Source organism: Zoogloea dura, from assembly GCF_012927165.1.
GTDB lineage: Bacteria > Pseudomonadota > Gammaproteobacteria > Burkholderiales > Rhodocyclaceae > Zoogloea > Zoogloea dura.
In genome coordinates, this window is record NZ_JABBGA010000006.1 from 226,431 (window position 1) to 252,080 (window position 25,650).

21 protein-coding genes are annotated in these 25,650 nt (G+C 65.9%); 10 read left to right on the forward strand and 11 right to left on the reverse strand.

What is annotated here, in order from left to right; translation table 11 throughout:
- Positions 1-22: 22 nt before the first annotated feature.
- Positions 23-3,010, forward strand: a complete 2,988-nt coding sequence (locus tag HHL15_RS10260; RefSeq protein ID WP_169145663.1) for an ATP-binding protein — start codon at positions 23-25, stop codon at positions 3,008-3,010.
- 27 nt (positions 3,011-3,037) lie between these two features.
- On the opposite strand, the gene HHL15_RS10265 is transcribed toward HHL15_RS10260, so the two are convergent.
- Positions 3,038-3,916 carry a LysR family transcriptional regulator gene (locus tag HHL15_RS10265; protein WP_235943341.1) on the reverse strand — a complete coding sequence of 293 codons (879 nt, stop codon included), beginning with the start codon at positions 3,914-3,916 and terminating at the stop codon, positions 3,038-3,040.
- 128 nt (positions 3,917-4,044) lie between these two features.
- On the opposite strand from HHL15_RS10265, the gene HHL15_RS10270 reads away from it, so the two are divergent.
- Both HHL15_RS10270 and HHL15_RS10275 read left to right on the forward strand, forming a co-directional pair.
- The gene (locus tag HHL15_RS10270) at positions 4,045-5,019 is read left to right on the forward strand and encodes an aldo/keto reductase (protein ID WP_235943328.1); all 975 of its coding nucleotides are present in this window, start codon (positions 4,045-4,047) and stop codon (positions 5,017-5,019) included.
- Positions 5,012-6,238: a benzoate/H(+) symporter BenE family transporter gene (locus tag HHL15_RS10275; protein ID WP_328825018.1), complete on the forward strand. Its 1,227-nt coding sequence runs from the start codon at positions 5,012-5,014 to the stop codon at positions 6,236-6,238. The genes HHL15_RS10270 and HHL15_RS10275 overlap by 8 nt, the downstream gene beginning before the upstream one ends.
- Positions 6,239-6,294: 56 nt before the next feature.
- Here HHL15_RS10275 and HHL15_RS10280 read toward each other — a convergent pair whose 3' ends face one another.
- The 6 genes from HHL15_RS10280 to benA form a co-directional block, all read right to left on the reverse strand.
- Positions 6,295-7,263 carry an AraC family transcriptional regulator gene (locus HHL15_RS10280; RefSeq protein ID WP_169145665.1) on the reverse strand — a complete coding sequence of 323 codons (969 nt, stop codon included), beginning with the start codon at positions 7,261-7,263 and terminating at the stop codon, positions 6,295-6,297.
- A gap of 265 nt (positions 7,264-7,528) precedes the next feature.
- Entirely contained in the window at positions 7,529-7,927 is a 399-nt protein-coding gene (locus tag HHL15_RS10285) for a RidA family protein (protein ID WP_169145666.1), read from the reverse strand.
- Positions 7,928-7,974: 47 nt separating this feature from the next.
- Positions 7,975-8,751 (reverse strand): 1,6-dihydroxycyclohexa-2,4-diene-1-carboxylate dehydrogenase, encoded by a 777-nt coding sequence (locus HHL15_RS10290; RefSeq protein WP_169145667.1) that lies wholly within the window; start codon positions 8,749-8,751, stop codon positions 7,975-7,977.
- 24 nt (positions 8,752-8,775) lie between these two features.
- Positions 8,776-9,786 carry a benzoate 1,2-dioxygenase electron transfer component BenC gene (gene benC, locus HHL15_RS10295; protein WP_169145668.1) on the reverse strand — a complete coding sequence of 337 codons (1,011 nt, stop codon included), beginning with the start codon at positions 9,784-9,786 and terminating at the stop codon, positions 8,776-8,778.
- Positions 9,787-9,900: 114 nt separating this feature from the next.
- Positions 9,901-10,389 (reverse strand): benzoate 1,2-dioxygenase small subunit, encoded by a 489-nt coding sequence (gene benB / locus HHL15_RS10300; RefSeq protein ID WP_169145669.1) that lies wholly within the window; start codon positions 10,387-10,389, stop codon positions 9,901-9,903.
- A gap of 21 nt (positions 10,390-10,410) precedes the next feature.
- Positions 10,411-11,760 (reverse strand): benzoate 1,2-dioxygenase large subunit, encoded by a 1,350-nt coding sequence (benA, locus tag HHL15_RS10305; RefSeq protein WP_169145670.1) that lies wholly within the window; start codon positions 11,758-11,760, stop codon positions 10,411-10,413.
- A 323-nt stretch (positions 11,761-12,083) separates the two neighbouring features.
- Between benA and HHL15_RS10310 the strand changes: the two genes are divergently transcribed.
- From HHL15_RS10310 to HHL15_RS10340, 7 genes are all read left to right on the forward strand, one after another.
- Positions 12,084-13,013 carry a catechol 2,3-dioxygenase gene (locus tag HHL15_RS10310; RefSeq protein WP_169145671.1) on the forward strand — a complete coding sequence of 310 codons (930 nt, stop codon included), beginning with the start codon at positions 12,084-12,086 and terminating at the stop codon, positions 13,011-13,013.
- A 143-nt stretch (positions 13,014-13,156) separates the two neighbouring features.
- Positions 13,157-14,290 carry an ABC transporter substrate-binding protein gene (locus tag HHL15_RS10315; RefSeq protein ID WP_235943342.1) on the forward strand — a complete coding sequence of 378 codons (1,134 nt, stop codon included), beginning with the start codon at positions 13,157-13,159 and terminating at the stop codon, positions 14,288-14,290.
- Between the two features lie 77 nt (positions 14,291-14,367).
- Complete coding sequence (locus HHL15_RS10320; RefSeq protein WP_169145673.1) at positions 14,368-15,234, forward strand: branched-chain amino acid ABC transporter permease; 867 nt, start codon at positions 14,368-14,370, stop codon at positions 15,232-15,234.
- A 4-nt stretch (positions 15,235-15,238) separates the two neighbouring features.
- Positions 15,239-16,207 carry a branched-chain amino acid ABC transporter permease gene (locus HHL15_RS10325; protein ID WP_169145674.1) on the forward strand — a complete coding sequence of 323 codons (969 nt, stop codon included), beginning with the start codon at positions 15,239-15,241 and terminating at the stop codon, positions 16,205-16,207.
- The gene (locus HHL15_RS10330; RefSeq protein ID WP_169145675.1) at positions 16,200-17,015 is read left to right on the forward strand and encodes an ABC transporter ATP-binding protein; all 816 of its coding nucleotides are present in this window, start codon (positions 16,200-16,202) and stop codon (positions 17,013-17,015) included. Before HHL15_RS10325 ends, HHL15_RS10330 begins: the two co-directional genes overlap by 8 nt.
- Positions 17,008-17,721 (forward strand): ABC transporter ATP-binding protein, encoded by a 714-nt coding sequence (locus HHL15_RS10335; protein WP_169145676.1) that lies wholly within the window; start codon positions 17,008-17,010, stop codon positions 17,719-17,721. The genes HHL15_RS10330 and HHL15_RS10335 overlap by 8 nt, the downstream gene beginning before the upstream one ends.
- Positions 17,722-17,743: 22 nt before the next feature.
- Entirely contained in the window at positions 17,744-18,316 is a 573-nt protein-coding gene (locus HHL15_RS10340) for a hemerythrin domain-containing protein (RefSeq protein WP_169145677.1), read from the forward strand.
- 93 nt (positions 18,317-18,409) lie between these two features.
- On the opposite strand, the gene HHL15_RS10345 is transcribed toward HHL15_RS10340, so the two are convergent.
- From HHL15_RS10345 to HHL15_RS10360, 4 genes are all read right to left on the reverse strand, one after another.
- Complete coding sequence (locus HHL15_RS10345) at positions 18,410-19,729, reverse strand: ferredoxin reductase family protein (RefSeq protein WP_169145678.1); 1,320 nt, start codon at positions 19,727-19,729, stop codon at positions 18,410-18,412.
- A gap of 95 nt (positions 19,730-19,824) precedes the next feature.
- The gene (locus tag HHL15_RS10350) at positions 19,825-21,240 is read right to left on the reverse strand and encodes an efflux transporter outer membrane subunit (protein WP_328825019.1); all 1,416 of its coding nucleotides are present in this window, start codon (positions 21,238-21,240) and stop codon (positions 19,825-19,827) included.
- Positions 21,237-24,365 (reverse strand): efflux RND transporter permease subunit, encoded by a 3,129-nt coding sequence (locus HHL15_RS10355; RefSeq protein WP_169145679.1) that lies wholly within the window; start codon positions 24,363-24,365, stop codon positions 21,237-21,239. The genes HHL15_RS10350 and HHL15_RS10355 overlap by 4 nt, the downstream gene beginning before the upstream one ends.
- A gap of 2 nt (positions 24,366-24,367) precedes the next feature.
- Positions 24,368-25,582: an efflux RND transporter periplasmic adaptor subunit gene (locus HHL15_RS10360; protein WP_169145680.1), complete on the reverse strand. Its 1,215-nt coding sequence runs from the start codon at positions 25,580-25,582 to the stop codon at positions 24,368-24,370.
- Positions 25,583-25,650 lie beyond the last annotated feature (68 nt).

Here is a 25,650-nt window from a genome sequence, read left to right on the forward strand (position 1 = left end):
GCGTATATCGGGAACTGAGACCATGATGAGCCGGAACGGCTTGTTGCAGCGTCTTCTCCGGGTCATGTTGGTCACCGTGCTGCCGGTTTTCCTGATCCACGTGTCGGTGCAGGTGGCCAGCGACGTGGATGCTGCGAGCCAGCGTGCGTTCAACGGAACGCAGAGCCTGGCATCGGCCACCGTGCCCCTGCTGCAGGCCGCTCTGGTGCGAGGCGACCTGACCAGCGTGCAGCAAACGCTCGACAACATCATGCGCCACGGGCAGTTCAACCGCCTTTCGCTGGTGAACGAGCAAACCGGTGAGCTGCTCGCGTCCGGCGATGGTCCGGAGCACCCGCCGGGCGGTTATGCCCCCGGCTGGTTCCGGGCGGTGTTGTCTGTCCATTTCGAGGCCCAGCGTTTTCCGGTGCAGGCAGGCATCAAGACCTACGGCACCCTGCTGGCCGAGCCCTCGGCGGCGTTTCTTGTGGCAGACCTGTGGCGTCGCATGTGGACCGCCATCGCCCTGTGGACTGCGACGCTGATCGTGCTTCTCTTGTTCCTCAAGCGTTCGCTGCGGGCTGGTCTGCGGCCCTTGCATGATCTGGCCATTGCCGTGCGACGTTTTGGAGAAGGCGAACTTGCAGTGCGGGCGCCGACCTGCAACGTACCGGAACTGGCTGCCACGGCCAAGGCCTTCAACCGGATGGCCGACAACCTCGAGGAGGCCCAGGACAAGCTCGAGGCACGGGTCCGGCAGCGTACTGCTGAACTGGCCGCCCGTGAGGCACATACGTCGGCCATCCTCCACAGCCTGCACGATGCCGTGCTGAAGGTGGGGGGAGACGGAACCGTGAGGATGGCCAATCCGGCGGCCTGCCAGATCTTCGGACATTCTGGTGGCACCCTTTCGGGTCTGCCCATCGTTCGGCTGATGCCCGACATGACTCCGGCGTGCCTGCCACGCCTGGCGTCGGAGGCTGAAGGTCGCTCAGACCTTCGTCCCGCGGAAGCGATCGGCGTGCGCGAGGATGGCCGGAGTTTCCCGGTGGAGTTGTCGGTTGCCCGTCTGGTCTCCGCCGACGAGGACTGCTTCGTGGTCGTGCTGCGGGACGTTACCGGGCAGCGGGAGATCGAGAATGCCCGTGAGTTTGCCCGCAAGAACGCGGAGCACTTGGCCAAGGCCAAGAGCGAATTTCTAGCCAACATGTCCCACGAGATCCGTACGCCGCTCAACGCCATCCTGGGCTTTGCACAGGTGGGCCTCCGCAAGAGCCACGGAGGGCCCTTCGGCGAGACCTTCGAGCAGATCCTGCATTCCGGCGAGCTGCTGTTGGGCCTGATCAACGATGTGCTGGACTTTTCGAAGATCGAAGCCCACAAGCTGCAGCTCGAAGCAGTGTCCTTTGACCTTGGCGAGGTGGTGGACCGGGCCGTGGAGATGCTTGCTGCGCAGGCACATGCCAAGGGGTTGGATCTCATTGTCAGCGAGGCGCCTGGCCTGCCGTTGCGAACGGTGGGAGATGCCTTCCGGCTCACCCAGGTGTTGGTCAATCTCCTCTCGAACGCGATCAAGTTCACGGCGCAGGGGCAGGTCCGCCTGGAGGTGGGACGGGTCTCGGGAGCCCTGTTCTTCCGGATTCATGACAGCGGTGTGGGGATGTCGCCCGAGGTGCTCGGCCGCCTCTTCGCGCCCTTCGAGCAGGCCGATAGCTCGATCACCCGGCGCTTCGGGGGGACCGGATTGGGGCTGGTCATCAGCCACCGGCTGGTTGAACGGATGGGTGGATCCCTCGAGGTGGACAGCGCGCCGGGCCGCGGAACCTGCATGACTGTCCGTCTGCCGCCGGCTGAGGATCAGGAGCCTGGTCCCGAGAGGCCGCCACTTGACGTCATGTTGCTCGGCTTTGCCGGCTCAGCGGCGTCGGAGCTCTGCCTGAATGCCCCCGCCGATGTACGCATCGGCAGCGTGCCCGGTGATCAACACTGCCCGCAGGCCCCGGGCTTGAAGGTCCGGATCGCCGCGGCGCATCTGGCCACATCGGTGGCGAGCTTGCCGGGTGAGGGACCGGTCCTTGTTCTGTCATCGCCAGGAGAGCCGATCACCGGTGGGGATGTGCCTGAGGCTTCTACGCCGCATCTGGCCTGGCCGCTACGCTGGCGTCACGTCTGGCGGCTCTTGGGGCAGGCGCCGCAGACCGGGGGCGCCATCCCTCCGCCACCGATCCTGGCCGGGCTGCGGGTACTGGCGGCCGAGGATGATCCCGCAAACCGGCTGGTGTTGCGGGAGATTCTGGAACTGGCTGGCGCCCGCCTGGTGGCTGAGGAGAACGGCCGGGTTGCCTGCGAACGCCTGCAGCGGGAGGGGGGCGAGGCCTTCGACCTGATGATCACGGATCTGCAGATGCCGGTGATGGACGGTTTCGCCACGGCCAGGGAGGTGCGCCGGCTGGCACCGCGGCTTCCGGTCATCGGGCTGTCTGCCCACGTTCTTCCCGAAGAGCGAGAGCACTGTCTGTCCGCCGGCATGGTCGAGCTCCTCACCAAGCCGGTGTCGGTGGATGAACTGCTGGCGGCCCTGGCGCATCATCTGCCGCAGGAAGGGCGTCCGGTATCGATCCTGGATGACCCGATGTCCAAGGACGGGGAACTGGTCGATTGGCAAAGACTGGAGCAGTGCTTTTCACGCGGGAAGGACCTGGTTGCCCAACTTGCGGAGACCATCAGGGAGAGCGCTTCTGTTCTGCCCGGAGCGCTCCGGGAGGCGGCTGCTGCAGGTGACGATCAGGCGCTTGCCAGGTTGAGTCACCGGATTGCCGGCATGGGGGCCAACCTGATGGCAAGGCGCCTTCACGATGATGCATCGCATGTCGAGGCTGCTGCCCGGTCTGCGTTGCCCGCCGGGCGTAAGGAGGCACTGGCGCTGGCGGATCTTCTGGAGCAACTGTTGGCCGAGATCGACCGACGTGCTCCTGTCGCGGGGCCACGGCTCCAGGCTCCTGACCCGGTACGGACCGCTTGTACGCAGTGAGCTTGCCCAGGCGTCATGGGGGGTTGGTCAAACCCCCTTGGCGAACAACTCCCCCAGCCAGTCCACGAAGATTCTCACCCGTTGAGACAGGTGACGATTCTGCGGATAGAGCACGTGAAGTGGCAGAGGGGGCGGGCGGTGATCGGGAAGGATCTCGACGAGCGTGCCGGCCTCGAGTTGTGTGCGGACGTGATAGGTGGGCAACTGGATGATGCCGAAGTCCGCTTCACAGGCAGCCACATAGGCATCGCCATTGTTCACGGCAACGGAGGCGGGCAGCGAGCGGTATTCGATGCTTCCTTCGAGGGTGAACTCCAGGGGGATCGAGCGGCCGCTGGAGGCTGAGATGTAGTCCACCGTGCGGTGCTGGGCCAGTTCGTCGAGCCGGACCGGCGTTCCGTAACGCGCCAGATAGGCGGCACTGGCGCAGGTGAGCTGTTCCAGCCGGGCCAGCGGCCGCGCCACGAGGGCGGAGTCACGCAGTTCGCCTATGCGCAGCACGCAATCCACGCCCTCACTGATCAGGTCGATCTGTTTGTCCTGCACGCCGATGTCCAGCACGATGTCCGGATAGCGGTCGCAGAAGCCGGGCAGGGCAGGGATGAGGATGTGGCGGCACAGGGAGCTGGACATGTTGATCCTGATCCGTCCCTGGGGCTGGCGGGCAGCCTGGGAGAAGGCTGCCTCGACCTCGTCGATCTCGGTCAGGATGGCCGCGCAGCGGGCGTAGTACAGCTCACCGTCCACCGTGGTGCGCACCTGGCGGGTCGTGCGCAGCAGCAGCTTGACGCCCAGGCGGGCTTCGAGCTGCTTGATGATCTGGGTCGCCGAGCCGCGCGGCAGCTCGAGTTTTTCGGCGGCCCGGCTGAAGCTCTTGAGTTCGACGATGCGCACGAAAAGGCGCATGGCCACGAGATGATCCATGGTGAGCTAATTGTTTTGATAATTAAAATAGTGTTGCTTTATTGCGGGTATTTATCAATAGAGATCGTATAACGATAATTCTCTGACTGAGTAGGAGTCGGACAGGAGAAATGATGGAATACATGCGCTTTGGATCAACTGGCCTCAAGGTGTCGTCCCTTTGCCTGGGATGCATGACCTATGGCAGCCCCACCTGGCGGCCCTGGGTGCTGGACGAGGACGCCAGCCGGCACTTCATCCGGGATGCCGTCGAGAAGGGCATCAATTTCTTCGACACCGCAGACATGTATTCCCTGGGGGCCAGCGAGGAGATCCTCGGCCGCGCCCTGCGCGAGCACCTGCCCCGGGACGAGGCCGTCATCGCCACCAAGGTCTTCTACCCGATGAGCGGCAAGCCCAACGATCGCGGCCTGTCGCGCAAGCACATCCTGACCAGCATCGATGCCTCCCTGAAGCGCCTGGGGACCGATCACGTCGACCTTTACATCATCCATCGCTTCGACCCGGACACCCCGCTCGAGGAAACCCTGGAGGCCCTCGATACCGTGGTGCGCTCGGGCAAGGCCCGCTACATCGGCGCGTCGTCAATGTACGCCTGGCAGTTCATGAAGCTCCTGGGCATGCAGAAGAGCATGGGCCTGGCCCGCTTCGTGTCCATGCAGAACCACTACAACCTTGCTTACCGGGAAGAAGAGCGCGAGATGCTGCCCCTGTGCCGCAGCGAAGGCATTGCGGTGACGCCCTGGTCGCCGCTGGCCCGCGGCATGCTGGCGGGGACCCGCCAGAGCGGAACCGAGAGGGCGGCCACCGACCAGCTGTCCCAGCTGTGGTACGACCACCGGGAGATGGAGGATGCCATCGTTGCCGCCGTCGCCGAGGTGGCGGCGGCACGCGGTGTGGCGCCGGCCCGGGTGGCAATTGCCTGGGTCGCCAGCCGGCCCGGCATCACCGCACCCATCGTCGGCGCCTCCAAGCCGCATCACCTGGAAGACGCGGTCGCCGCACTCGAGCTGCGGCTGACCGACGACGAGGTCCGGCGCCTGGAAGCCGCCTATCGTCCGCGCCCGGTGGCCGGTCATGAGTAAGGCCGGGGCGGCCCAGGGGATGCCCGCCCAGGACGTGCCGGTGGCGGCAGGGCTGCGCCGCGACTGGTCGGTCTCGGCGACGGCAGCGGGCTTCCTGGCCGTGCTGATCTCCTATTCCGGGCCGGCCATCATCATCATCCAGGCGGCCCAGGTGGCCGGCGTGTCCGGTGACATGATCGCCTCGTGGATCTGGGGCGTGTCCATTGGCGCGGCGGTGTCGGGCATCCTGCTGTCCTGGTTCCTCAAAGTGCCGGTGGTCACGGCCTGGTCGGCGCCGGGTACGGCCCTGCTGGTCACCCTGTTCCCGGCCCTGTCCCTCAACGAGGCGGTGGGGGCCTACATCACGGCGGCGGGGATCATCTTCCTGATCGGCATCACCGGCTATTTCGACAAGGTGCTCAAGCTGATCCCCAAGGGCGTGGCGGCCGGCATGATGGCTGGCATCCTGTTCCAGTTCGGGGCCAACGCCTTCAAGTCGGCTGGGTCCATGCCCCTGTTGACCTTCGTGATGCTGGCCGCCTACCTGCTGTTCCGCCGTTTCGTGCCCCGCTATTGCATGGTGCTGGTGCTGCTGGCCGGGATCAGCCTGGCGGTCGGGATGGGCGGCGCGGACCTGAGCCACGTGAAGCTGGGCTTCACTGTGCCGGTGCTGATCGCGCCGGAATGGAGCTGGGGCTCGACCCTCAGCCTGGCCCTGCCGCTGGTGCTGGTCAGCATCACCGGGCAGTTCCTGCCGGGCATGGCGATCCTGCGTGGTGCGGGCTACACGACGCCGGCGCGGCCGATCATCGCGGTGACCAGCGTGGTGTCGGCCTTCGTGGCCTTGGCGGGCGGCATCACCATCGTCATCGCGGCCATCACCGCGGCTCTGTGTACCGGCAAGGACGCCCACGAGAATCCGGCCCGGCGCTATGTGGCGGGGCTGGGCAACGGCGTGTTCTACCTGATCGGCGGCTGTCTGGCCGGCACCATCGTGTCGCTGTTCACCGTGTTGCCCAAGGAGTTCGTGGCGGTGCTGGCCGGGCTGGCGCTGATCGGTGCGATCACCAGCAACCTGATGGGCACCATGGCCGAGGCGGATCACCGGGAGGCGGCGGTCATCACCTTCCTGGCCACTGCGTCGGGCATGAGTTTCCTGGGTCTGGGTTCTGCCTTCTGGGGTGTGGTGCTGGGCTCGGTGGCGCACCTGGTGCTGCATCACAAGCCCAGGGCCACCTGATCCAGCGGGTAAATAAAAAGGACGGCCCGCCAAAAGCAGGCCGTCCGTTTTATTTCTTATTCGCTGCGGGACTGACGCTTGCGCAGGGATTCGGAAGGCAGCATGCCGTAGGTGGCCTTGTAGATTTCCGAGAAGCGCCCCAGGTGGGTGAAGCCGTAGTCTAGGGCGATTGCGGTGATGTTCTGGATGTTCTGCACCGGGTCCATCAGGGTGCTGTAAACGCGCTCCAGCTTTTTCTGGCGGATGTAGTTCTTCGGGGTGGTCCGGGCGTTCTTTTCGAACAGCAGGTAAAGCGAGCGCAGGCTCATCTTCGCGTAGGCGGCGAGGGACTCGGCGGTCAGGTTGTCCTTGATGTGATCGTCGATGTACTGTGCCAACCGGTCGAAGCACACGGAATGACCCGCCGGGTTGTCCAGGCAGACGTTGTGCTTGAGCATCATCATCAGCTTGCCGGTGACCACCCGGTTGTAGTGCTGCAGCATCTGCGGTGTGGCGAGGCCGGATTCGGCCTCCTGGCAGACGATGGCAAGCAGCTGGATCAGGCTGTCGAGTTCGGTGAACTGGTAGGGCACCTGGTTGAACTTGATCCGCTCGTTCGGTTTGAACCAGCGGTGTTCCTCACAGGCTTCGTTGAGCATCCCGGTGGGGATCTTGACGATGAACTTCTCGCAGTCTTCGGAGTAGGTCAGGTCGATCGGGTCGTCCGGATTGATCACCAGCACGTGGCCGGCTGGCAGGCTCAGGGAGTCGCGGCTGAGCTCGTAGCGGCAGTGGCCGCGCAGGATGAACTGCACGTGGTAGATGTCGGGCAGGCCTTCGGAGATGATCCGCGCCTGGGTACCGTAGCTCAGCCGGCAGAGATCGAGCGCGCCGACCTTGCGATGTTGCAGCGAGGCGCTCGAATCATGGCTGCGGGACATGCGCAGCTGGTGCGAGCCCACATGCCGATTGACGAAGTCCGACACTTCAAAGGGATTGGCACCTGTGAAGACGCGGCTCGAATCGTTGAGGAAGAAGCCTTTCATTGCGACACGCCTCCGAACGGGGCGGACGGAATCGGGCCTGCGGTCATGGTGATCTTCACGATGTCTCCCCCGGGGTATCCCTGGATCTTGTTTTATATATGTCTGACTATCGATCAAAACCTCGGGAAAATCAATAGTCTCGATATTTTTCAAAATTTCGATCGAAAGTCAGCGGCTGGCCGGGCGGCATCCGGGGGGCCATGAAAAGGCCGGCACCCCTTTCGGAGGCGCCGGCCTGGCGGGCTGCAGCGGATCGGTGGTATGCCTAGACCGCGGCGGTGGCCTCGATCTCGACGCGCAGGCCGGCGAAGGCCAGCCGTTCGATGCCCAGCAGGCTGACTGCGGGAGGCTTCTCGGCGTCGAAGTAGGCCGAGCGGATCTCGCGGATGCGAGCGGTGTTTTCCGGGCGCAGGTCGGTGACGTAGATGTTCACGCTGACCAGGTTCTTCATGGTGGCGCCCTGGGCCGCCAGGGCGATGGCCAGGTTGTCGAGGGTGCCGGCGAGCTGTGCTTCGAGGTCGTCCGGGTGGCGGACCTTGCCGTCCTTGTCGCAATCCACCTGTCCGGATACGAAGATCAGGCGCTCCATGCCGCTGATGGAAAAGGTCTGGCTGAAGGCCTGGCCCTTGAAGAGCTGATCGGGGTTGATGGCGTGTCTTTCCATGTCGTCCTCCTGTTCGGAATATTGTTTTTGTCGTTTTGCCTGGATGTTTAGCCCTGGTCGCCGCCGCCCACCGGGATGACCGTGCCGGTGATGTAGGACGATTCGTCCGAGGCCAGGAACAGGATCGCGTTGGCTTGTTCGTCGAGGCTGCCGTAGCGCTTCATCAGGCTGCTGTCGAGGGACTGGGTGTAGATCTGCTTGTACCAGCCCTTCTCCTGCTCGCTCTGCTCGGCGGTGTTGCGGGGCACCCGGCGCGGCGGGGCCTCGGTGGCTCCCGGGGCGGTGGCATTGACGCGGATGCCGCGCTCGCCCAGCTCGAAGGCCAGGCAGGCGGTGAGGGCATTGACCCCGCCCTTGGCGGCACCGTAGGGCACCCGATTCACGCCGCGGGTGGCGATGGACGACACGTTGACGATGCTGCCCTGGGCGTTTTCCAGCATGTGGGGCAGGGCTGCGCGGCAGCACCACAGAGTCGGGAAGAGCGAGCGGCGGACTTCGGCCTCGATCTCGTCCTCAGCGTAGAACTCGAAGGGCTTGGTCCAGATGGTGCCGCCGACGTTGTTGATCAGGATGTCGATGCGGCCGAAGCGGGCCTTGGCGGCATCCATGATGCGCTGGCATTCGGCAAACTTCTCCAGGTCGGCGGTCAGTGCCAGCACTTCGGTCTGCGCTTTGAGGGCGTCGGCCACCTCGTGGACGATCTCCGAGCGGTCCACCAGCAGCAGGCGGGCGCCTTCGGCGGCCATCAGCTCAACTACCCGGCGGCCGATGCCCTGGGCGGCTCCGGTGACCACCGCCACCTTGTTCTCGAAACGGTTACGCATGCTTTTTCCTATCGGGAAGGCCGCTCAGGCGCTGGCCGCGAATTTTTCGTAATGGAAGCTGGCGGGCTGGACGGCGCGCTCGCGCAGGTTGTTGGCGACGGCCTCGACCATCGGCGGGGGGCCGCACAGGTAGATGTCCACGTCGCCGTCATTGAGCTGCGCCGGTTCGATGTGCTGGGTGACATAGCCCTTTTTCGGCTGGGCGCTGTCGGCGGAGACCACCACCAGTGCGAAGCTGAAGTTGGGAATCTGTTTGGCGAAGGCTTCGAGCTTGTCCAGTTCCACCAGGTCGGTGTCGGTATTGACGCCGTAGATCAGGTGGATGGGGAAGGGGCTGCCGCCATCGGCGACGACCTTGTCGAGCATGGCCAGGAAGGGGGCCAGGCCGGTGCCGCCGGCCAGCATCAGCACGGGACGTTTGATTTCGCGCAGGTAGAAGCTGCCCAGGGGGCCGGCCAGGGTGACCTGGGCGCCGGGCGCAGCGGTCTCCCGCAGGTAGCCGCTCATCAGGCCGCCGGGCACGTTGCGGATCAGGAAGGAGACGGCCTTGTCCTTCGGCATGGAGCTGAAGGAATAGGCACGGTGCTGGGTGGTGCCGGGTACCTGGAGGTTGGCATACTGGCCCGGCAGGAAGGCCAGGCTGGAGATGCCATCGCCCTGCAGGGTGAGGCTGATGGTGCTGTCGGACAGCTGGCGCACTTCGGCGATGGCCGCGGTGAGCTGGGCCTGCTTGATCTTGCAGACCTGGGAGGACGCGGGGATGCGCACCACGCAGTCGCTCTGCGGGTGCATCTGGCAGGTGAGCACGAAGCCGGACTGGGCCTCGGATTCGGACAGGGCATCCTCGATGTATTCGCCGAGGCGGTAGGTGCCGGACTCGCAGGAGCTCTTGCAGGCGCCACAGGCGCCGTCCCGGCAGTCGATGGGCACGTTGATGCCCTGGCGGTAGGCGGCGTCGGCCACCGTTTCGCCGGTCTTGCAGTCAATGAAGCGGGTGACGCCGTCCTCGAAGTTCAGGGCGATCTTGTAGGTCATGTTTTTCTCCGTTGTGGAGCGGCTCTTGCGTGAAGCCCCGGGGACGAGGGGCGGTCCGGTTGCCCGGCCGCCCCTGCGTGTCCGTGACGGCGCCGTGGCGCCGTGCCCTCGTTATCAGATGTGGTAGACGTCGATGACGTGACGGATGTAGTCCGTCTTCAGGACGACCTTTTTTTCCTTGATGATCGGGCTCGCCCCGGTCACGTCCAGAGTATAGAAGCTGGTGCCGGAGAAGTGGTCCGTGTGGTTGTAGCGGACGCTGGTGGTATGCCAGTTGAAACGCAATTTAATCTGTTTGTCGTCCTGCTCGAGCACCAGCACGTTGGCGATCATGTGGGTGGTGCGGGTGTCCGGGATCGTCGCGCTGGAGCGCTCGGTGCGGATCCGGTAGATCCGGTCTTCCAGGCCGGCGCGGCGCCCGTAGTAAATCAGGGAGATCTCGCTCTGCGGATCTTCGGTCAGCTCGCCGTCGTCGTCCCAGGCCGGCATCCAGAAGGTGCAGTTCTCGTCGTAGAGGGCCAGCCAGCTGTCCCAGTCGCGGTCGTCGAGGTAGTTCGCTTCGCGGTACAGGAAGGCGCAGATGTTTTCGTAGGAAAGGCTCATTGCGTTTGTCTCCGATTCCGATTATTCGGCTTGGGCTTGTTCATCGGCCTTCAGGGCCTTGTGCATCTGCTCCAGCCAGTAGCTGTGCTGGGCCACGTAGAGGCCTTCGTCCTCGGTCTTGATGCCCGACAGGATCGGCTTGAGGTCGATCTTGTCGGCTTCCTCGTCCGGGCCTTCGACCCAGTGCTCGGCGCCACGGGACATGTCGTTCCAGGGCAGGTAGGCCCCGTTGAAGCCTTCCTGGCAGGCACGGAATTCTTCCAGGTCGTCCGGGGTGGCCATGCCGGAGGCGTTGAAGAAGTCTTCGTACTGGCGGATGCGACGGGCGCGGGCCTCGGCCGATTCACCCTTGGGGGCGATGCAGTAGATGGTGACTTCGGTGCGGTCCGGGGCCAGGGGGCGGAACACGCGGATCTGCGAGCTGAACTGGTCCATCAGGAACACGTTCGGGTACAGGCACAGGTTGCGGGAGTTCTTGATCATCCAGTCGGCGCGGGCTTCGCCGAACTCGGAGACCAGGCGGTCGCGTTGCTCCATCAGCGGGCGGTCTTCCGGGTTGTCCCAGCGGGTCCACAACAGGAGATGACCGTTCTCGAAGGAGTAGGAGCCGCCGCCCTTCTTGGCCCAGCCGCCGGCGCTCATGGCGTTGATGTCGTCGTTGCCGGCGTCGCGCTGCTTGCGCTGATTCTGGGTGGCCGCGTAGTTCCAGTGGGTGGCGGTCACGTGGTAGCCGTCGGCCCCGTTCTCGGCCTGCAGCTTCCAGTTGCCTTCATACACATAGGTGGAGGCACCGCGCAGCACTTCCAGGCCGTCCGGGGACTGGTCCACGATCATGTCGATGATCTTGGTGGATTCACCCAGGAACTCGGTGAGGGGCAGCACGTCCGGGTTCAGGCTGCCGAACAGGAAGCCGCGGTAGGACTCGAAACGGGCGATCTTCTTCAGGTCGTGGGAGCCGTTGCAGTTGAAGGTGTCCGGGTAGCCGGTGCCTTCCGGGTCCTTGATCTTCAACAGCTTGCCGGAGTTGTTGAAGGTCCAGCCATGGAAGGGGCAGGTGTAGGTGGCCTTGTTGCCGTGCTTGAAGCGGGCCAGCGTCGCGCCGCGATGAGCGCAGGCGTTGATGAAGCAGTTGAGCTGGTTGTCCTTGTTGCGGGTGATGAAGACCGGCTGACGGCCGATCTTGGTGGTGTAGTAGTCATTCACCTTGCCGACCTGGCTTTCATGGGCCAGGTAGATCCAGTTGCCCTCGAAGATGTGCTTCATCTCCATGTCGAACAATTCCTGGTTGGTGAACATTTCGCGCTTGCAGCGGAAAAGGCCCTTTTCCTTGTTCTTTTCCAGCAGCGAATCCAGATATTCGGTCGTGATCATTGCCTGAGTCTCCTCTTATTGATGGCTCGGTGAGGTGAATCTTAGGAAGGCCGGAAAGCGGGAAATATCCACTTCGTGCACGTCGCGTATCCAATTCATGCACGGGCTCCTGCTTTGCAAGAAGTGGACAAACTTAGTGCGAGAAATGGATATTGAGCAGGCGCAACGGTCCCTAATCTACGCCTGCACCGAAAGCGGGGGAGCCCGGCTCTCCCGCGCAGGAAAAGGAAATCATGAGCACGGAGGCGGGTTGTAATGGCTGCGCCAGGCGCTGCGGCCCCGCCCATCCGGACCAATTCAGAAGCAACAAGCAAGGAGCGAACATGGCAACTACCGGCGTGATGCGGCCAGGCCATATCCAGCTGCGGGTTCTCGACATCGGCGAGAGCGTCCATTTCTACAAGAACGTGCTGGGCCTGGTGGAAACCGGGCGGGATCCCCAGGGGCGGGTCTATCTCAAGGCCTGGGACGAGCGCGACCACAACAGCGTGGTCCTGCGCGAAGCCGACAGCGCCGGCATGGACTACATCGGCTTCAAGGTGCGCGACCGCGCCACCCTGGAAAAGCTCGACGCCGACCTGCGGGCCTACGGTGTCGGCACCGAGCGCATTCCCGCCGGCGAGCTCCTGGAGACCGGCGAGCGCGTCCGCTTCAGCCTGCCCACCGGCCACGTCATGGAGCTCTACGCCGACAAGACCGACGTGGGCAACGGCCAGCCCTACACCAACCCCGATCCCTGGACCCCCCAGGCCGAGCAGGGGATCGCGCCGGTCCGCTTCGACCACTGTCTGCTCTATGGTCCTGATCTGGAAGGCAACCTCAAGCTGCTCACCGAAGTACTGGGCTTCAGCCTGGTCGAGCGGGTGCTGATGGAAGACGGCAAGTCCGATCTGGCCATCTTCGTCTCCTGCTCCCACAAGGCCCACGACCTGGCCTTCGTGCGCCACCCCGAGCCGGGCAAGCTGCATCACCTGTCCTTCCTGCTGCAGAGCTGGGAGCAGGTGCTGCGCGCCGCCGACCTGATGTCGATGAACAAGGTCTCCATCGACATCGGCCCGACCCGCCACGGCATCACCCGCGGCACCACGATCTATGCCTTCGATCCCTCGGGTAACCGCTTCGAGACCTTTTCGGGCGGCTACGACTTCTATCCCGATCACCAGCCCCTCACCTGGACCTTCGAAGAGGTGGGTACGGGGATCTTCTACCATGATCGCAAACTCAACGAACGTTTTCTGAGCGTCGTAACCTGATCCACCGGCATACTAGTCCGGCGAGGCCGGTGGAAACCCCGCAGAGGGACCACCGGCAACCCATATCGCAAGGCAATCAACCAAGCAAAGGAAGAGACAAAATGGGACATAACCTCAACAAGGCATTCAAGTTCGGTATCGGCATGGCTCTGGCTGCCGGTCTCACCAGCGGCGCCCAGGCGGCCGACGACAAGATCAAGGTCGGCTTCATGCTGCCCTACACCGGCACCTACGCCTCCCTTGGCAACGCCATCACCAACGGCTTCAAGCAATACGTGGCGGAGCAGGGCGGCAAGCTCAGTGGCCGTGAGATCGAATACTTCACGGTAGATGACGAATCCGATCCGGCCAAGGCCACCGAGAACGCCAACAAGCTGGTCAAGCGCGACAAGGTCGACCTGCTGGTCGGCACGGTGCACTCCGGCGTGGCCCTGGCGATGGCCAAGGTGGCCCGCGAGAACAAGACCCTGCTGATCGTCCCGAACGCCGGCGCCGATGAGATCACCGGCCCCCTGTGTGCGCCCAACGTCTTCCGCTCTTCCTTCACCAACTGGCAGCCGGCCTACGCGATGGGCAAGGTCGCGGCCCAGAAGGGCTACAAGAAGGTCGTCACCCTGACCTGGAAATACGCGGCCGGCCTGCAATCCATCGATGGCTTCAAGGAGGCCTTCGAACAGGCCGGCGGCAAGGTCGTCAAGGACATGACCCTGCCTTTCCCCAACGTCGAGTTCCAGCCCTTCCTCACCGAGATCGCCTCCCTCAAGCCGGACGCAGTGTTCGTCTTCTTCGCTGGTGCGGGTGCCGCCAAGTTCGTCAAGGACTACGCCGCGGCCGGCCTGAACAAGACCGTGCCCCTGCTCGGTTCGGGCTTCCTCACCGACGGTAACCTTGATGCCATGGGTGACTCCGGCAAGGCCCTGCAGACCACCCTGCATTACGCCGACGGACTCGACAACAAGAAGGATCAGGCCTTCCGCCTGACCTACGCCAAGACCTACAAGATGCAGCCGGACGTGTATGCCGTGCAGGGCTACGATGCGGCCCAGCTCTACGGCGCCGGCCTCAAGGCGGCGGGTGGCGACGTCAGCAAGCAGGCCGACGTGATCAAGGGCATGGAAGCCGCCAAGATCGACAGCCCGCGCGGCGCCTTCACCCTGTCCAAGGCCCACAACCCGGTGCAGGACATCTACCTGCGTGAAGTCCAGGGCGGCCAGAACAAGGTCATCGGCATCCCGACCAAGGCCCTGGCCGATCCGGCCCGCGGCTGCAAGCTCTAAGCCTTCGGCTTAGCGCTCCCTCCTCCTCGGCAACTGACAGTCCGGCGGGCGCCATGCCCGCCGGACAGGGGACTCTCATGGATTTCGCATCGTTCCTGATCCAGATGCTGAACTCGCTTCAATACGGCCTGCTCCTGTTCCTGGTGGCAAGCGGTCTGACGCTGGTGTTCGGCATCATGGGCATCATCAACCTCGCCCACGGCAGCTTCTACATGATCGGTGCCTACCTGGCCTTCGTCCTGACGAGCGCCACCGGCAGCCTGTTCCTGGCCATCCTGCTGGGCATCCCGCTCACCTTCATCGTCGGCGCCTTTCTCGAATGGGCCCTGTTCTCGCACCTCTACAAGCGCGAACACCTCGAGCAGGTGCTGCTCACCTACGGCCTGATCCTCATCTTCGAAGAGCTGCGCAGCCTCCTGGTGGGCGACGAAGTGCATGGCGTGGACATCCCGGCCATCTTCTCCGCCTCCATCCCGCTCTCCGACGTGCTCAGCTACCCGGTGTACCGGCTGGTCATCTCCGGCGTCTGCATCGTGCTGGCGGTGGCCCTGTACTTCGTGATCCAGCGCACCCGGCTGGGCATGATGATCCGCGCCGGCAACCACGACCGCACCATGGTCGAGGCCCTGGGGATCAACATCAACATGATCTACCGGGTCGTCTTCGCCCTCGGCTTCGCCCTGGCCGCGCTGGCCGGCATGCTCGCCGCGCCGATCTCCTCGGTGTTCCCGAACATGGGCAGCCACGTGCTGATCATCTCTTTCGTTATCGTCGTCATCGGCGGCATCGGTTCGGTGTGGGGCGCCCTCATCGCCGCCCTGGTGATCGGTTTTGCCGACACCTTCGGCAAGGTCCTGCTGCCCGACTACGCCGGCATGGTCGTGTACCTGGTGATGGCCGTGGTGCTCCTGTGGCGTCCCGAAGGCATCCTCAAGAAAGGCTGAGACCATGAGCTCCCTCAACTCCACGATCTTCAAGCTGGCGGGCCTCGCGCTGCTCGCCTGCGTCCCCCTTACCGGCGAGTCCTTCTACGTCGAACTGGCCGCCAAGACCCTGGTGTTGGCCATCTTCGCCATGAGTCTGGATCTGCTGGTGGGTTTCACCGGCCTGGTCAGCTTCGGCCATGCCGCCTACTTCGGGGTGGCCGCCTACTCCGTGGCGCTGCTCTCGCCCAAGTATGAAGCGGCCAGCCTGTGGTACGTGCTGCCTGCCTCGGTCGGACTGTCGGCCCTGGCGGCCCTGGTGGTCGGTCTTTTCGTGCTGCGCACCAAGGGTATCTACTTCATCATGGTGACCCTCGCCTTCGCCCAGCTCGCCTTCTTCGTGTTTCATGACACCCCGCTGGGCGGCGGCTCCGACGGCATCTACCTCAACGTCAAGCCGACCGCGGCCATCGCCGGCTGGGTGCCCTTCGATCTCGACAACGCCACCCACTTGTATTACTTCATCCTGGGTGCCCTGGTGGTGGTGTATGCCTTTCTCGCGCGCATCCTGCAGTCGCCCTTCGGGCGCGTGCTGGTGGGCATCAAGAGCAACGAGCACCGCATGCAGTCGATGGGCTACCTCACCTTCCGCTACAAGCTGGCCGCCTTCGCCCTGGCTGGTGGCCTGGGCGGCGTCGCCGGCTTCCTGTACGCGGTGGTGTTCGGCTTCGTCACCCCCGAGCTGCTGTCCTGGCACCAGTCCGGCAACGTCCTGCTGATGGTCATCCTCGGCGGCATGGGCAACCTGGTCGGGGCGATCGCCGGCGCCTTCGTGTTCACCGGCATGCAGGAAGTCTTCGGCAACTGGACCAAGCACTGGCAACTCGTCATGGGCTGCGTCATCGTCGCCGCCGTGCTGTTCATGCCGGGTGGCCTGTCCGCCGTCCCGGGCCGCATCAAGCGCGCCCTGCAAGGAGGAGGTTCCAATGAGTGAGATCATCAACCCGGGCCTGGCCGCCACCGTCGGCACCCCCGCTGCGGCCGGCGAGATCCTGCTGGTGGCCGAGCGCATCACCCGCCGCTTCGGCGGCCTGGTGGCCAACCAGGATGTCTGCGTCACCCTGCCGCGGGGCAAGGTGCATGTGCTGCTCGGCCCCAACGGCGCCGGCAAATCCACCTGCATCAACATGCTGTCGGGTGACCTGCCGCCCTCCGAAGGCACCATCCACTTCATGGGCAAGGACATCACCGGCCTGTCGGCGGCCCAGCGCTCCCAGGTCGGCATCGGGCGCAGCTACCAGCGCACCAACATCTTCCCCAAGTTCACCGTGCTCGAGAACGTCCGCCTGGCTGCCCAGTCGCGGCGCCAGCAACCCTGGCGCATCTTCTCCCGGGCCATGAAACAGCAGTGGGCCCTCGACAAGGCACGCGCCTGCATCGAAGAGGCCGGCCTGGGCGCCAAGGTGGACTGGATCGCCGGCGTGCTCAGCCACGGCGAGCAGCGCCAGCTCGAGATCGCCATGGTGCTGGCCACCGACGCCCAGGTCATGCTGCTCGACGAACCGCTGGCCGGCATGGGCTCGGACGAATCGGCGCGGATGGTCGAAGTGCTCAAGCGCCTCAAGCCGAGCCGCGCCATTCTGCTGGTGGAGCACGACATGGACGCGGTGTTCGCCGTGGCCGACACCATCACCGTGATGGTCAATGGGCAGGTCCTCGAATCGGGCCCGCCGGCACAGATCAAGGCCAGCGTGGCCGTTCAGCAAGCCTACCTGGGCCAGGAGGACAGCTTCCATGTCTAACATGCTGCTTGAAGCCAAAGAGGTGCACACCTACTACGGCGCCAGCCACATCCTGCACGGCATCGACTTCCACATCCGCCAGGGCGAAGGCATCGCCCTGATGGGCCGCAACGGCATGGGCAAGTCCACCCTCATCAAGAGCATGCTCGGGATCGTGCGGCCGCGCCACGGCCGGGTGCTGGTGCGGGGCGACGACTTCACCAAGGCCCCCACCTACAAGACCGCCCAGCGGGGCATCGCCTACGTGCCGGAAGGGCGCGGCATCTTCCCCAACCTGTCGGTGCGGGAGAACCTGCAGATGGCCGCCCGGGCGGGCCTCGACGGGCGCCGTGAGTGGACCTTCGACCGGGTCATGAGCACCTTCCCGCGGCTGGGCGAGCGGATCAACAACGGCGGCTGGCAGCTCTCCGGGGGCGAGCAGCAGATGCTCACCATCGGCCGCGCGCTGATGACCAACCCTGACCTGCTGATCCTCGATGAAGCCACCGAAGGCCTGGCTCCGCTGATCGCCATGGAGATCTGGCGGATCGTCAAGGAGATCCGCAAGACCGGCATCGCCACCGTGATCGTGGACAAGAACCATGGCGCGGTCACCTCGATCTGCGACCGGGCGATGATCCTGGTCAAGGGCCAGGTGGTGTTCGACGGCACGAGCGAAGCGGTGCGGGCCGACCCGGAACTGATCCAGAAGCACCTGGGCGTGTAAGCCCGCAGAAGGAGCCAAGACCATGAGTCAATCACTCGACATCATCCACGACGAACACCGCGCCATCGCGGCCATGCTGAGCGGTATGCGCAGCCTCGCCGCGGGTATCGCGGCAGGGCGGCTGAAGCCGGACTTCGGCCTGTTTGACGACATGCTGCGCTATATCGAGGAGGTGCCCGAGAAGGTGCACCACCCGAAGGAGAACGAATTCCTCTTTGCCCGCCTTCTGCCCCGTTGCCCGGAAGCCGCGGCGGTCATTGCCGAGTTGGAGGAGGAGCACCGTCAAGGCGAGGCCCGCATGGCGCTGGTCAGAAAGGCGATGGCGGCCTACCAGCAGCAGGGCGCGGCCGGCTTCGAGGGCTTCAACGCCGCGCTCGTGCATTACATCGAGCAGGAGTGGAAGCACATGAACACGGAAGAGAAGCAGATCTTCCCGCTGGCGCGCACGCACCTGACGGCCGAAGACTGGGCTGCGATCGACGCCGCCTTCCTGGCCAACGACAACCCCTGGCAAGGGGCGGCCGGGGAGTACGCGGCGCTGTTCACCCGCATCGTCAACGAAGCCCCGGCCCCGGTCGGGCTGGGCGGGAGCTAGTTGGGTGTAGGGGCGGCTTCAGCCGCCCACGGACGTCGATCAACGAAATACCTTTATTGATGGTCCGCGGGCGGCTGAAGCCGGCCTGCACCTTCACCGGAATTCGAACAGCTCCCGGTGGAAAGCGCCGGGGGCCAGTTGGCCGGAGCGGGTCAGGGTCTGCTGCAGTTGATCGCCCCAGGCGGCGGGGCCGCAGAACCACACGCTGCTGCCCGGCCGCAGGCAGGCCTCCACCTTCTGGACGGGGAGCGGCCCGTCGCGGTCGGTGTGGCGGCGGTGCAGCTTCACTCCGGCGGTGGCGCAGAGGGCCGGCAGGTTTGCCGGAAAGCCCGGTTCGCCGCTATCCGCCAAGCTGTAAAAGAAGTCCACCGCCACCTTCGAGCCCCCCGAGGCGGCCAGATCCTGCAGGCGCGCCAGGAAGGGCGTGATGCCGATGCCGCCGGCCACCCACACCTGGGCACCGCCCTGCGCGTCGTCAAAGGTGAAGCCGCCGTAAGGCCCCTCCAGGCGTAGCGCGTCACCGGCCTTGAGGCGGCTCGCCAGCGCGAGGGTGTAATCGCCAAGCGGCTTGATCGCCAGGCTCAGGCGCCCGTCGGCCGGGTTCCAGGCGCTGGCGAGGGTAAAGGGATGGGCGCCCTCCGCCACATCGCCGAAATCCGCCAGCACGCACTGGCCGGCCCGATGGCCGGGCCAGCGGCCGAGCGGGCGGATCAGCACCTCCATGACACCCCCCGCATGCACCGTCACCGCGTCGACGATCGCGCCGCAGCGCCGTTGCGCGCCGATGCGGCCACGCAGGGCCTGCATGGCGGGGACCACGCCGAGGGTGGCGACGAAGGCGCTCAGCCAGCCCAGCGGCTGTTGCCAGAAGCTGGCCGGCATGAGCATCAGTCCGTGGTAGGCACCGGCGATGAAGACCAGCGGGAAGAGCTTGTGCACCCAGCGGAAGTAGCGGTAGGGGATGCGCCGCAGCAGCGCCACCACTACCAGCGCCAGCAGGATGTAGCCGGCCCATTCGCCCACCTCCTTGGCCAGATCGATCCACATGTCCGCAGGCCCTTTGGGCGGACGCGGGCCGCGGATCGGGCGTTCGATGAAGCCGGCCTTGGCCAGGTTCTTGGGCAGCCATTCGAGCATCCAGTGGGTGAACACGATCACCCCGGCGCCGATGCCGATGTGCTTGTGCAGGCGATAAAGGCGGTCGATACCACCAAAGTACTGTTCCAGCCGCGGCGGCCGGGCCGCCAGCACCATGCCGGCGCTCATCCACCACAGGGCCAGGGTGCCGGACAGGAAGATCAGGGCCCGCCGCCAGTCCCAGAAGGTCCTGGCCGAGGCTGTGACGTCGGGCAGAGAGAACACGGCCCACAGCAGCAGCGGCAGGCCGGCGAGGAAGAGGAGGGGGCGTTTCATGTTGATGCGTTCCGGACAGATCGAGGGTGAGGTGAGTGTGCATGCCCGGGCTTAAGCCCCACTTAAGGCCGGGCCCGGGCGCGGTCTGAGGGGCCTCAGGCGCCGCCGCCGAGTACCTTGTAAAGGGTCACCGCGTTACTGGCCGCCGACAGCTTCAGGCTGACCAGGTTCTGGCGCGCGGCGTACAGGCTGCGCTGGGCGTCGAGGGCGCTCAGGTAGCTGTCCACGCCCTTCTGGTAACGGGCCTCGGACAGGCGATAGCTGGCGGCGGTGGCATCCACCAGCTTCTGCTGCGCGTCCAGGCGGGCATCCAGGGTGGCCCGCTGGGCCAGGGCGTCGGCCACTTCCCGGAAGGCGCCCTGGATGGCCTTTTCATAGCGCGCAAGGTAGATGTCGCGGTCCGCCTCGGCGGCCTGCAGGTTGGCCCGGTTGGCACCGGCATTGAAGATCGGCAGGCTGACCTGGGGGATGAAGGTCCAGGCGCCCGAGCCCGCGGCGAACAGGCCGCCGAGGCTGCTGCTGGCAGTGCCGGCAGTGGCGGTCAGGCTGATGCTCGGGAAGAAGGCCGCCCGCGCCGCGCCGATGTTGGCGTTGGCCGCCCGCAGCTGGCGCTCGGCGGCCAGCACGTCGGGGCGTTGCTGGAGCACGGATGAGGGCAGTCCGACCGGGATATCGCGCAGCGCGGTGATGCTCTCCAGGCCGGCGGGCGGCAGCAGCGCATCGGGCAGCGTGGTGCCGACCAGCAGTACCAACGCATTGCGGTCCGTGCCGACCTGGGCCGTATAGGCCGCCACGTCGCGGCGGGCGGTCTCGACGCTGGTCTCGATCTGGCGCAGTTCCAGTTCGGTGCCGACGCCCAGCTCCACCCGCTTGCGGGTCAGGCTGTAGCTGGCCTGCTGGCTGCTCAGGGTTTCGCGGGCCAGGGCCAGCAGGGCTTCGTCGGCGGACAGGGTCAGGTAGGCGTTGGCCACTTCGGCCACCAGGCTGATGTGCGTGCTGCGCAGGGTCTCCTCGCTGGCCAGGTAGCTTTCCAGGGCCTGATCGCGCAGGCTCTGGATCCGCCCGAAGAGGTCGATTTCCCAGTTGCTGAAGCCCAGGTCCACGCTGTGGCTGCGGCTGGTGACGGCCTGTCCGCTGCCGGACAGGTCGCCGGGCGTGCGCCGGGCCGTGGTGCCGGCATCGGCGCTCACGGCCGGAAACAGCTCGGCCTGCTGAATGCGGTACTGGGCTCGGGCCTTGACGATGGCCAGGGCGGTTGCGCGCAGGTCGCGGTTGTTGCCCAGGGCCAGATCGATGAGTTGCTGCAGGCGCGTATCGACGAAGAAGTCACGCCAGCCGATGTCGGCCACGCTCGGCTGGGCGCCGGAGTCGGTGGTGCTGAGGGTGGTCGGCCAGGTGGTGTCCACCGGGGCGGCCGGGCGCGTGTAGTCCGGGGCGAGGGTGGCGCAGCCGCCGAGCAGGCCGGCCAGCAGCAGGATGAGACCGGGGCTGAGCTTACGCAGCTTCATCATTGCGCTCCTTGAAGATCGGGGGAGGGGGTGGCGGGAGCCGGTCGCGGGAACAGCCGGCGCACCGCCACGAAGGCCAGGGGAATGAAGAAGAGGCCGAGCACCGTGGCGCTGATCATGCCGCCGAGCACGCCGGTGCCGATGGCGACGCGGCTGGCCGAGCCGGCGCCGGTGCTGATGGCCAGCGGCAGCACGCCGAGGGCGAAGGCCAGGGAGGTCATCAGGATGGGGCGCAGGCGCAGGCGCACGGCCTGCAGGGTGGCGTCGATGAGGCTGGCGCCCTCGTCCTGCAACTGCTTGGCAAACTCCACGATCAGGATCGCGTTCTTCGCCGACAGGCCCACGGTGGTGAGCAGGCCGACCTGGAAATACACGTCGTTGGACAGGCCGCGCAGGCTGGCCGCCAGTACGGCGCCGAGCACGCCCAGGGGCACCACCAGCATCACCGAGAAGGGGATAGACCAGCTCTCGTAGAGGGCCGCCAGGCACAGGAACACCACCAGCACCGAGATGGCGTAGAGCAGCGGGGCCTGGGCGCCGGACAGGCGTTCCTGGAAGGACTGGCCGGTCCATTCAAAGCCGATCCCCTCCGGCAGCTGGCTCATGATCTTCTCGATGGCGGTCATCGCGGTGCCGGAGCTGACGCCCTCGGCCGGCTCGCCGACGATCTCGAAGGCCGACATGCCGTTGTAGCGCTCAAGCGCGGGCGAGCCCATGGTCCAGCTGGTTGAGGAGAAGGCCGAGAAGGGCACCATGCCGCCCTCGCCGTTGCGCACGTACCAGCTGGCCAGGTCCTCGCCCATCGAGCGGGCGGGCGCGTCGCCCTGCAGGTACACCCGCTTCACGCGGCCCTTGTTGATGAAGTCATTCACATAGGCGCCGCCGCTGGCGGTGGACAGCGTGTCGTTGATGTCCGCCATGGCCAGGCCGAATGCGCCGGCCTTCTGGTCGTCGATGGCAAGGCGGAAGCGCGGCGTGTCGTCCAGGCCGTTCTTGCGCACCTTGGTCAGGGCCGGGTCCTTGGCGGCGAGGGCCAGGAACTGTTCGCGGGCTTCCACCAGCCTGTCGTGGCCGAGGCCGCCGAGATCCTGCAGCTCCACGTCGAAGCCGCTGCTGCTGCCCAGGCCGCGGATGGCCGGCGGCAGGATGACGAAGATCTGCGCATCACGCACCGCCGACAGGTCGCGGGTGGCGCGGCGGGCGAAGGCGGCCGCCGCGCTGGCCGGGTCTTCCCGCTCGCTCCAGTTCTTCAGCTTGATGAAGGAGCGGCCCGCATTCTGGGCATTGCCGCCGTTGCCCATGCCGTTGATGGTGATCAGGCCGGCCACCTCGGGCTGTTGCAGCATGTAGTCCTCAAGGGCGCTGACGGCCTTGGCGGTGCGTTCCTTGGTGGCGCCGGCCGGCAGCTGGACCATGGCGATGACGAAGCCCTGATCCTCTTCCGGCAGGAAGGACGTGGGCAGGCGCAGGAACATGACGCTCAGCGCGCCGATCAGCAGCAGGTACACGACGGCCGCACGTCCGCCACGCCGCAGCAGGCCGGCAACCCCGCCCTGGTAGCGCTGGCTGTTGCGGTCGAAGGCCTTGTTGAACCACGCAAAGAAGCCGCGGTGATGCGCATGCCCCGGCTTCAGCACGGCAGCACAGAGGGCCGGGGTGAGGGTCAGCGCCACCAGCACCGAGAGCAGCATGGCCGCCACGATGGTGATCGAGAACTGGCGGTAGATCACGCCGGTGGAGCCGCCGAAGAAGGCCATCGGGATGAACACCGCCGACAGCACCAGGGCGATGCCGACCAGCGCGCCGGTGATCTCGCCCATCGACTTGCGAGTCGCCTCGCGCGGCGACAGGCCTTCCTCGCTCATGATCCGCTCGACGTTCTCGACCACCACGATGGCGTCGTCCACCAGCAGGCCGATGGCCAGCACCATGCCGAACATGGTGAGGGTGTTGATCGAGTAGCCGAACACCGCCAGCACGCCGAAGGTGCCCAGCAACACCACCGGCACGGCCACCGCCGGGATCAGCGTGGCGCGGATGTTCTGCAGGAACAGGTACATGATCAGCACCACCAGCACGATGGCTTCGATCAGCGTCTTCACCACTTCTTCGATGGAGATGCGCACGAAGGGCGTGGTGTCGTAGGCGACCACCGACTTGAGCTGCATCTCGGCCGGGAAGAAGCGCGACAGCTCAGTGAGCTTGGCCTGCACCCGGTCGGCCGTCTGCAGGGCGTTGGCGCCGGCGGCGAGCTTGATGCCGATGGCCGCCGAGGGCTTGCCGTTGTAGCGCACGCTGACGTCGTAGCTCTCGCCGCCCAGCTCGATGCGGGCCACGTCGCGCAGATGCACGGCGGCCCCGTCGGTGGTGGTGCGCAGCACGATGGCGCCGAACTGTTCGGGCGTCTGCAGCTTGCTGCGGGCGGTGATGGTGGCATTGATCTGCTGGCCGCCACGGGCCGGCAGGCCGCCGATCTGGCCGGCGGTCACTTCGGTGTTCTGAGCCTGGATGGCCGCCTTCACATCGGCGGGCATCAGCGCGTACTTCTGCAGCCTGGCCGGGTCCAGCCAGATCCGCATGGCGTAGCCGGCGCCCAGGGCCTGCACGTCGCCGACTCCTTCGACCCGGCTCACCGGATCGAGCAGGCTGGTGGCGATGTAGTCGCCGATGTCGATGGCCGAGGTGCGCGGATCGTCCGACACCAGGGACACCACCATCAGGAAGTCGGTGCCGGTCTTGGCCACCGACACGCCGAGGTTCTGCACGATCTGCGGCAGGCGCGACTCGGCCTGCTTGAGCTTGTTCTGCACCTGCACCTGGGCCACGTCGGGATTGGTGCCGGCCTCGAAGGTCAGGGTGATCTGGGCCGAACCGGCCGAGCTGCTCGACGAAGACATGTAGCTCAGGTGGTCCAGCCCCTTCATCTGCTGTTCGATGACCTGCACCACCGAGTTCTCGATGGTCTCGGCCGACGCGCCGGTGTAGGTGGCGGAGATGGTGATCTTGGGCGGCGCGATGTCGGGGTATTGCTCCAGGGACAGGCGCTTGATCGACAATGCGCCGGCCAGCATCACCACGATGGCGATGACCCAGGCAAAGATCGGGCGGTCAATGAAGAAACGGGCCATGATCAGGCTCCCGGCTGGTGGGTGGCGGGCTTGGCCGGCGTGGCGGCGACCTTGCCCTCAACCGGCACCGGCGTCACCACGGCGTTCGGGCGCACCTTCTGGCTGCCCTCGACGATGACCTTGTCGCCCTCCGCCAGGCCGGCCTTCACCAGCCAGCTGTCGCCCACCGGGCGCCCCACCTCCAGCACCCGCTGCTCCACCTTGTTGCCGGCGCCCACCACCAGCGCGGTGGCCTCGCCCTTCACGTTGCGGGAGACGCCGCGCTGGGGCACCAGCACGGCCTTGTCGGCGACACCCTCCTGCAGCACCGCGCGCACATACATGCCGGGCAGCAGCTCGCCGGAGGGGTTGGGGAAGACGGCCCGCAGGGCGACGGTGCCGGTGCCTTCATTCACCGTGATATCGGTGAATTGCAGCCGGCCTTCACGCGCATAGCTGCTGCCGTCCTCGAGGGTCAGGCTCACTGCGGCCTGGTTGCGGCCGGCGCGGCGGATCTGGCCGGCCTCGAAGGCGCGCTTCAGGCGCAGCGCGTCGGCACTCGACTGGGTCAGGTCTACATAGATCGGATCCACCTGCTGCACGGTGGCCAGGGCGGTGGCCTGGCCGGCGGTGACGAGGGCGCCCGGCGTGACGACCGACTTGCCGATGCGCCCGGACACCGGGGCGGTGACGCGGGTGTAGGCCAGGTTGATGGCGGCGCTGTCCAGCGCGGCGCGGGCCGAGGCGACCTCGGCTTCGGCCTGCTTGAGGGCGGCCAGGGCGTCGTCGGTGTCCTGCTGGGAGACCGCCTTGATCTCGGCCAGCTCCTTGTAGCGGGCGGCCTTGGGGCGCAGCGTCTCCAGGTTGGCCTGGGCCTTGGCCAGGGCGGCGCGGGCGCTGTCATGGCTGGCCTGGAAGGGCGCCGGGTCGATGCGGTAGAGCAACTGGCCGGCTTTCACGTCGCTGCCTTCGGCAAACAGCCGCTCGCGGATGATGCCGCCGACCTGAGGCCGCACTTCGGCCACCACGGTGGCGACGGTGCGGCCGGACAACTCGGTGCTCAGGCTGAGGGGCCTGGCCTGCAGCGTCACCACCCCGACTTCGGCCGGCCCGCGAGGGGCTCCGGCAGCGCCCGGGGCGGCTGTCGAGTTGCAGCCGGCGAGCAGCGCAGCCGACAGGGTTGTGATGGCGGCAAGGTTGGCGAGGGCCGGGAGCCGGGGGGCGGGGAGGGCGCTCATGGTGTTTCCTTTCTGCGGGTAGCGTGGGGTCGGCCTGCGGTGCCGATCTCTCATGACCCCGATTCTGG

Bases quoted from the DNA above. Each gene is read 5' to 3' on its own strand.
- HHL15_RS10345 (WP_169145678.1), bottom strand. From the start codon at position 19,729: ATGAAACGCCCCCTCCTCTTCCTCGCCGGCCTGCCGCTGCTGCTGTGG.
- HHL15_RS10315 (WP_235943342.1), top strand. From the start codon at position 13,157: ATGGCTCTGGCTGCCGGTCTCACCAGCGGCGCCCAGGCGGCCGACGAC.
- HHL15_RS10285 (WP_169145666.1), bottom strand. From the start codon at position 7,927: ATGGAAAGACACGCCATCAACCCCGATCAGCTCTTCAAGGGCCAGGCC.
- HHL15_RS10335 (WP_169145676.1), top strand. From the start codon at position 17,008: ATGTCTAACATGCTGCTTGAAGCCAAAGAGGTGCACACCTACTACGGC.
- HHL15_RS10325 (WP_169145674.1), top strand. From the start codon at position 15,239: ATGAGCTCCCTCAACTCCACGATCTTCAAGCTGGCGGGCCTCGCGCTG.
- HHL15_RS10260 (WP_169145663.1), top strand. From the start codon at position 23: ATGATGAGCCGGAACGGCTTGTTGCAGCGTCTTCTCCGGGTCATGTTG.
- HHL15_RS10290 (WP_169145667.1), bottom strand. From the start codon at position 8,751: ATGCGTAACCGTTTCGAGAACAAGGTGGCGGTGGTCACCGGAGCCGCC.
- HHL15_RS10330 (WP_169145675.1), top strand. From the start codon at position 16,200: ATGAGTGAGATCATCAACCCGGGCCTGGCCGCCACCGTCGGCACCCCC.
- HHL15_RS10355 (WP_169145679.1), bottom strand. From the start codon at position 24,365: ATGGCCCGTTTCTTCATTGACCGCCCGATCTTTGCCTGGGTCATCGCC.
- HHL15_RS10320 (WP_169145673.1), top strand. From the start codon at position 14,368: ATGGATTTCGCATCGTTCCTGATCCAGATGCTGAACTCGCTTCAATAC.
- HHL15_RS10275 (WP_328825018.1), top strand. From the start codon at position 5,012: ATGAGTAAGGCCGGGGCGGCCCAGGGGATGCCCGCCCAGGACGTGCCG.
- benC (WP_169145668.1), bottom strand. From the start codon at position 9,786: ATGACCTACAAGATCGCCCTGAACTTCGAGGACGGCGTCACCCGCTTC.
- benA (WP_169145670.1), bottom strand. From the start codon at position 11,760: ATGATCACGACCGAATATCTGGATTCGCTGCTGGAAAAGAACAAGGAA.
- HHL15_RS10265 (WP_235943341.1), bottom strand. From the start codon at position 3,916: ATGCGCCTTTTCGTGCGCATCGTCGAACTCAAGAGCTTCAGCCGGGCC.
- benB (WP_169145669.1), bottom strand. From the start codon at position 10,389: ATGAGCCTTTCCTACGAAAACATCTGCGCCTTCCTGTACCGCGAAGCG.
- HHL15_RS10340 (WP_169145677.1), top strand. From the start codon at position 17,744: ATGAGTCAATCACTCGACATCATCCACGACGAACACCGCGCCATCGCG.
- HHL15_RS10310 (WP_169145671.1), top strand. From the start codon at position 12,084: ATGGCAACTACCGGCGTGATGCGGCCAGGCCATATCCAGCTGCGGGTT.
- HHL15_RS10280 (WP_169145665.1), bottom strand. From the start codon at position 7,263: ATGAAAGGCTTCTTCCTCAACGATTCGAGCCGCGTCTTCACAGGTGCC.
- HHL15_RS10350 (WP_328825019.1), bottom strand. From the start codon at position 21,240: ATGATGAAGCTGCGTAAGCTCAGCCCCGGTCTCATCCTGCTGCTGGCC.
- HHL15_RS10270 (WP_235943328.1), top strand. From the start codon at position 4,045: ATGATGGAATACATGCGCTTTGGATCAACTGGCCTCAAGGTGTCGTCC.
- HHL15_RS10360 (WP_169145680.1), bottom strand. From the start codon at position 25,582: ATGAGCGCCCTCCCCGCCCCCCGGCTCCCGGCCCTCGCCAACCTTGCC.